Consider the following 6,480-nt stretch of genomic DNA (forward strand, 5'->3'; position numbering starts at 1 on the left):
ATTTTGGACAGACTTGTCCAGTAAAATAAGTTGCCCTTTTTTTACCATATGCATAGCTTCTATTCCAGAAATAATGGATGTAGCTGTGCGAAAGGATTTCAATCCTAACATCGAACGAACTCGCTTTTTAATAAATCGATGATCTTGTTCCACTATGTTATTGAGATATTTCACTTGCCTTAGTTGGATGCCCAATGGCATCTTTTTTTCTTTTCTCAATTCTTCAACTGCTATAGGATAAGCTGGATTCTTATCGACTGTCACGACACGAGGCTCAGAAATATGAAAAGACTGCAAAGCTGTCTTGAAGAATCGCTTTGCAGCCTTGTGGTTTCTTGTTTTGCTTAGGTAAAAATCGATGGTATTTCCTTTCGAATCGGCAGCACGATACAGGTACATCCATTGACTCTTTACTTTGATATATGTTTCATCGATTCTCCAAGAGTCATTGGTTTGCTTGAGATGACGACGGATTCTTTTGTCTAATTCAGGACCATACTGATGAACCCAACGCATAATCGTTGTATGAGCAACGGATAAGCCCCGTTCCGCCATCATTTCCACCAAATCACGAAAGCTCAAGTTGTACCGTAGGTACCATCTTACTGTTTGCAGAATAATATCATGATGATAATGTTTCCACTTGAATAAATTTCGCTTTTCCATACTGATCACACACCTTTTTTAGAGTAATAGTATCAGTATGTCCAAGATTTAGAGATTACCTGCAATTATCTTGAAGTTTTCGCACCAGAACCGTATTAAGAATACGTTTCTTTTTGTTTTATTAAAAGTACTCTCTTCCATTTTATAGTTTAACTCGAATGAAAAGAATACTAAGAGAACAACAGTTGTTGCAAAACTTACATACATAGGTGTTACTAGAGTGTACCCGTAAAAAGCACTTATAAGTAGTACAACTGTTACTTGAATAATAATACCTTTAAACAATAAATACCTTACTGCATTTAAAAGACCTACATCTTCTATCTTAATGTCTTTCTTTACCATCTTCTTAATTATACTTCTCAATAAGTCTTTCTTGATAAAGTATAAAGCTACCATTAGAAAAATAGCTAGTTGTAATACAATTATTATGTAGTTCAACAGTGCAGCATACGAAGTCATATCGTTATCCATGAGTCTACCCCAAAATACTTTTAATAAGTTTTATTTCCTCTACAAAGAAAAACACTAAGTGTATAGCATTTATTACGAACCATGATATGAAATTTGAGTTCTTTACAGTCTTTAATTGATTTGACTTGGTATTGGATAGTTCTATCTTTAAAGATGTTAGTATAATACTGTTAGACATAAAACCTAACAATATGAATCCGAATAGAGGTAAGTTTGTTATTATACCTATTATCATAATTCCGATGTATACTATAGTCAGTTTCTTAATGTACTGTTTGTCTTCTTTTAATTTTTCTATGTCCTTATTTCTAAACCAGTCTCTTACTATTCTTACAAAGACAATACTTTGAAACACCAATACAATAATGCTTACAAGTATAAGAAAGTAAGGCTCTAGTCTACCTATACTAAGTTCAAGCAAAGTCTGTTCCTCCTATTTATGTAGTATCGGTTTCAGTACTTGGGAATAAAAGTATAACCCTTCTGATAAGAGTCCTCCACTATATGACGTACCACCAGCATTTTAATGAAAATATACGCTAAGCAAATTTCTTATGTACATTCTTTTTATGTTATTAACTACATCTTTCTAAAATACGAGCTAATTCTTCATGCTTTGTTTGCATAACCCAATGCCCACCTCTTTGAATTGAATATACATCCCATTTTCTCTCCTTTGCTATTTCAGCGGATCTTTGAAAAATAGGGGCCATTGGCCAATTTGCAGGATGATCAAGAATTTCTATATATGTATGTGGGATCTCATTCACTATCGAATTATTCATTTCAATTGATTGTGTAAATGCTAATAGCGGCATAGCAACTTTTCTTTGATCTGACGTATTTCTTGGAATAATACGCCATCCATCTCCATGAACCTTTACTTCTTCTATAAAATGTGAAGACATTTCCGGGCCAGAAATATCCATTACAGAATCTCCGTTATTTGGAATCATTGCATCAATATACACAATATTTTTAATGCATTCTGGAATAATATCTGCAACCCCCGTTATTACCATTCCAGCATAGCTATGCCCTACTAAAATAACCTCCTTTAATTTTTCATAGTGAATAACATTCACAATATCTTGAATATATGTTTTTAATCCTACACCCGGATGTGCAAGGTGCGCTCTTTCTCCAAGTCCCGTTAATGTAGGTGTATATACTTCATGTCCCTCTTTTCTCAACTGTGTTGCAACTTCCCTCCAAACATATCCACCATCCCATGCACCGTGTACAAGTATAAATGTTGCCATAATATCTCTCCCCCTCTAATACATTTAACATTTTATATTTCCAAAATCCATTATAATACATTTTTACAAAATTAACCTTTTAGGAGTACGGAAACGATTCAAGGTATGATGGGCCACTACGAAAGAATTTTAAATTAATGCAATAAAAACCGTAGAAATTAACCATTTCTACGGTTTTATGCTCACCTAAGAACAGCACACTACTGCATCATCAAATGCATCTTCTGGAATATACACCTTATTACCCTCCACTTTATATGGAATGTTATTCCTCTCTAGTTTGTCTGTGTTAACGTTTTCTGGATTCTATAACATTGATTACTAGGAGGAATGAAAATATCAAATGAGACAATAGAAGAATTAAAAAAGTGGGATGGTACGAGGGGAGAAAAATAGACATATCAGAAAATGTAAAGTTTCTTGAAGAAAGAGGCTTTGAAGTTTTTGAAAGTGCAAAAAAATTTATGGAGGAGTTTGGAGAATTACGAATCAATGTTGAAAAGATTCGTTCAAATGGGTCTAAGACAATATCTGAACATACCACTTGTATTAAGGAAGTGATAGGTGTGTTAGATAGTTCGTGTTTTGGCTTAGATGATTTTATTGATGATAAAGTTATTCCTATAGGTTCACTATATGATTTCGGTTAGGACCAGGAAGATTATTCAGATCAACAGGGTGGATAGGAGACAATGCTTTGGGATGAATTTAAAGGGGAGTAATATTTTTTTAGTTCAAAATTATCTCCTAATCTCCTATAATGATAAATCCAATTTCTATAAGAATATTACCCTCTTTTTTGTTAATTATGTATAATAATAGAAGGGGGTATATATATGAATTATAAAAAAACAATAGTAAGCATATTGCTAGTAGCTTCATTATTTACATTATCTGCTTGTAAGGAAAAAGAAGTAGTAAAGCCAGTAGAGAAGAAAGAAGAGCCTCAAAAGGAACATATAACATCAGATAAAACAGAGGAAGTCACTACAGAAAAAGAAAAGCAAGATGAACAAAAGAAGGAAGAAGGACAAATTGGTATACAAACAACAGTAGAAGAACTTCAGCAACATATTGATAAACGCGGTTATATACTTTACACGGATCATCCGATTCGCCGTGTTACAAGTGAAAATAATCGAACTACCGATATATCTAATTATGGTGATTCGGTTGTTAATATTCGCACAGAAGAACCACTTGAAAATTTATCGCCAGATTGGGTGAAAGAAGGATATGCATTTATAACAGTACAACAAGATCCTTCTTTTCAATATAAATCATGGGATGAAATAACAAATTTAGAAAGGGCACTTGTAAAAGTAGCATATGCATCAGTTTCTACATTTCGTGTGCTAGAAGCTCCTGCAAGAAAGGAAGATTTCTCAAATACTGCTGAGATTACAGAGGCACTTACATACCTCCGAAAAGGTGGAGAATTTGATTATATGGCTCCTGTCGCCCAAGGTGGAGTAGATCAAGGGCTATTTCAAAAGAATGATAAACTGAAAAAAAGTTGGAGTAAGTTAGCAAACATAGAAAACCCTAAAGAGAATAAAATAGCTTTTTCCCAAGCATATGAGGAGGCGAGACAAGAGACGAATAATATGATAGGCCTTCTAAATATTTTAGTGTCTAAAAATTATAAGGAGCGTCTGTCGCAGCTTCCTAGTAAATAGGATGATAAGATATCCAAATAAGGCAAGTAAAATCTCTAAACATGCGAATTTTATATTGGACATCATCCCGAACAAGCTGAAGACATAGGAAATCTCATAATAAAAACAAAGGAGAAATATAATATATCTGATAGTGTACGAACACTCGTCGATGAAAAAACCGGAGAAAGACTTCAAATAAAAGATAACTCTGCGTTATTTTTCATTCGAAATAAATATTGGACTTGGATTATTCTAGTTTTAGGTTTTGGACTTACTATTACTGTTAGTGCGCAATTATCATAATTTTTTTATATTAACTAATTTTAATACTTTAAATTACTTATTTGGAAAATTATATTTTTTTACAGTAACTACTCAGCTATACATTGTTTTTAGAAGGTTAGTAAGGGGGATAATTGCTGCCATAAAGAAAAAGATGGCCCTACACCTTGCTGCATTTCTGTGTTTTAAAACTTTGCGCATGGCAGAAAAAGGAACTGACCGCTTCTATGCATCGCCAGTCCCTATCGCCCATTTAAAAAAATGCTTTTCTTTCTTTTTTTACAGAGTAACTGAGTAGTTACAAAATTTATTCAAATTAAGACTCCAATTATATAAAAACTCATTAGTCTTTTATTGGAAATGTTATAATGGTAATTGTGGTTTTTTTCTGGAAATGGGTGATGTTCGCATAATTATTGGATTAGATTCCTAAGCAGTAGTTGAAGCATTTTCTACGTTTTTATCACAAGATAACTTGAATTTGTAACAAACAAAATTTGTTGAGTTAATCTAATCATTTATTATGTTGTGGGAAACGAGACATTTGCATGCTATTGCAGAAAAATCCATTTTTAAGGTAGAGGTTACTTTGTGAACTACTCGCCACTTAGCAAAGCTTGAAGTGGGAGCTTCTCAGTTCCACGACGAAAGTAACCTTTCGTCTCCCTGAGCGTTACTTCGGGGTGTTCCACCCCTAGATGTCCAACGCTTGGACGCTCTTTTGGTACGGTTGATATTTTACACAGGAACCGAATGGCTTGGTTTTCGCACTCTATTTTCTTCCTGCAACCTCATATATCAAGTTATCAAAGAACTTCATATAGCTAGTTTATCAAAAGTTTTTGGCGATTCCAAACCGATATTCACCTCCCACCTACCGTTGGGCTACGCCCTTCACACGCTTGAGGAAGGAGAATTCTTTCGGTAAATTCGATAAAAGCTTATTAAAATATTAAAGGGGTATATGTTATGAAACCGAACAAGGTATTATCCATAGTACTCCCTATCATACTCTTAACAGGGTGTGGTGGGGAAGACAAGATAAAAGAAAAAGCCGAAGCCAAGCAAGAAGAGAAACAAGAATCGAAGAAAGTAGCTAAAACTCATAAAGTATCTGCTGAGTTTTATAAACGAGATATCAATACTTATTGTAAGTATTTAGAAGATGACTTTAAAGCATACAACAATGAACTGAGTCATATCTCGGATAACACTACTACAAGGGAAGCGATTATAGATAGAATTAAACGACTCGAAAGAACAATCGATATGTTTAATGAAGTTGACCCTCCTAAAGAGTATGCAGACGTCCATAAAGATGTGGAGAGTTCAATGGAACACTTCTCAAAGGCAATGAAACTATCGAAAGAAGTATTTTCTAGAAAAGAAATGCCTAAAGGGGGTAGAACTGATAAAGAATTACTAGAAGAGTCTGATAATGAAATCAAGAAAGGTGACGAGTACTGGTTTAAATTCATAAAAGAACTTGGTTTCACAGAAGGCTCTCCTAACAGAGCAATAACAGAAGCTCAATTAAACGAGTTGGATAATAAAGAAGGTACTAACCTTGAAGCAGTAGAAAAGAACGTAGTAGATGGAACTGAGTTAATTGCTAACTGGGGTTTTGAAACGAAAAACGGTTTCCAACCTTCTCTTATCTTAAAAGGTGGTAATCCAAAACAGTTTGAAGTTTACCTATATGGAGATTATCCAAAGAAAGGTAACCACATTGAAGGTACATGGACTTATGATGTTCCATCCAAAGAGTTACGATTACATATCGACAAACAATTTGTAAATGGTCAGGAAGCAGAAGTTATTCATAAAGACATTAAGTACAAAGTACAAAACTATGATAAAAAGAATTTGCAATTATTTAACCAAGATTCTATGAAAATAACTCGATATACAAAGCAAATGTAATAATAAAAAGGAAAAGGATTAGGTATAGTCGCCTAATCTTTTCTTCTTTGTAACTATCCAGCCCATAGTTAAAAACGCAAGACAAATAGAGGTAATCACTACGATCTATTCTGTTTTCCTCTGATTGGGGTACCGCCACACACCCATCAACTTAAGGGATATTTTTATACAAAATGCGATCTTTTCACGTAGTATTTTATTATCGTTTATAG

At 33.9% G+C, this 6,480-nt stretch carries 6 protein-coding genes and 1 pseudogene; 3 read left to right on the forward strand and 4 right to left on the reverse strand.

Going from position 1 to position 6,480, the window contains the following annotated elements; all coding sequences use genetic code 11:
- The 4 genes from JDS80_RS30060 to JDS80_RS30070 all read right to left on the reverse strand — a co-directional run.
- Window positions 1-666, reverse strand: a 666-nt coding sequence (locus JDS80_RS30060; protein WP_199640742.1) for an IS6 family transposase, incomplete at its 3' end; no start/stop codon positions are given.
- A gap of 48 nt (window positions 667-714) precedes the next feature.
- Window positions 715-1,140, reverse strand: a complete 426-nt coding sequence (locus JDS80_RS30065; protein WP_199640743.1) for a hypothetical protein — start codon at window positions 1,138-1,140, stop codon at window positions 715-717.
- A gap of 4 nt (window positions 1,141-1,144) precedes the next feature.
- Window positions 1,145-1,561, reverse strand: a complete 417-nt coding sequence (locus JDS80_RS32205; protein ID WP_071770701.1) for a hypothetical protein — start codon at window positions 1,559-1,561, stop codon at window positions 1,145-1,147.
- Between the two features lie 154 nt (window positions 1,562-1,715).
- On the reverse strand, window positions 1,716-2,402 hold the full coding sequence (locus JDS80_RS30070; protein WP_199640744.1) for an alpha/beta fold hydrolase: 687 nt from the start codon (window positions 2,400-2,402) through the stop codon (window positions 1,716-1,718).
- A 330-nt stretch (window positions 2,403-2,732) separates the two neighbouring features.
- Between JDS80_RS30070 and JDS80_RS30075 the strand changes: the two are divergent.
- The 3 genes and pseudogenes from JDS80_RS30075 to JDS80_RS30085 all read left to right on the forward strand — a co-directional run bounded on the left by JDS80_RS30075 (window position 2,733) and on the right by JDS80_RS30085 (window position 6,268).
- Window positions 2,733-3,108 (forward strand): annotated as a pseudogene (locus JDS80_RS30075) (SUKH-3 domain-containing protein).
- Window positions 3,109-3,238: 130 nt separating this feature from the next.
- Entirely contained in the window at window positions 3,239-4,081 is an 843-nt protein-coding gene (locus JDS80_RS30080; RefSeq protein ID WP_199640745.1) for a hypothetical protein, read from the forward strand.
- Window positions 4,082-5,314: 1,233 nt separating this feature from the next.
- Complete coding sequence (locus tag JDS80_RS30085) at window positions 5,315-6,268, forward strand: DUF3994 domain-containing protein (protein WP_199640746.1); 954 nt, start codon at window positions 5,315-5,317, stop codon at window positions 6,266-6,268.
- The last annotated feature ends 212 nt before the right edge of the window (window positions 6,269-6,480 follow it).

The sequence above is a fragment of the Bacillus cereus group sp. N8 genome, assembly GCF_016483685.1.
In the GTDB taxonomy this organism is placed as follows: Bacteria; Bacillota; Bacilli; order Bacillales; family Bacillaceae_G; genus Bacillus_A; species Bacillus_A proteolyticus.

Excerpts from the sequence above, each read along its gene's own strand:
- JDS80_RS30080 (WP_199640745.1), top strand. The coding sequence starts at position 3,239 with ATGAATTATAAAAAAACAATAGTAAGCATATTGCTAGTAGCTTCATTA.
- JDS80_RS30065 (WP_199640743.1), bottom strand. The coding sequence starts at position 1,140 with ATGGATAACGATATGACTTCGTATGCTGCACTGTTGAACTACATAATA.
- JDS80_RS30085 (WP_199640746.1), top strand. The coding sequence starts at position 5,315 with ATGAAACCGAACAAGGTATTATCCATAGTACTCCCTATCATACTCTTA.
- JDS80_RS30070 (WP_199640744.1), bottom strand. The coding sequence starts at position 2,402 with ATGGCAACATTTATACTTGTACACGGTGCATGGGATGGTGGATATGTT.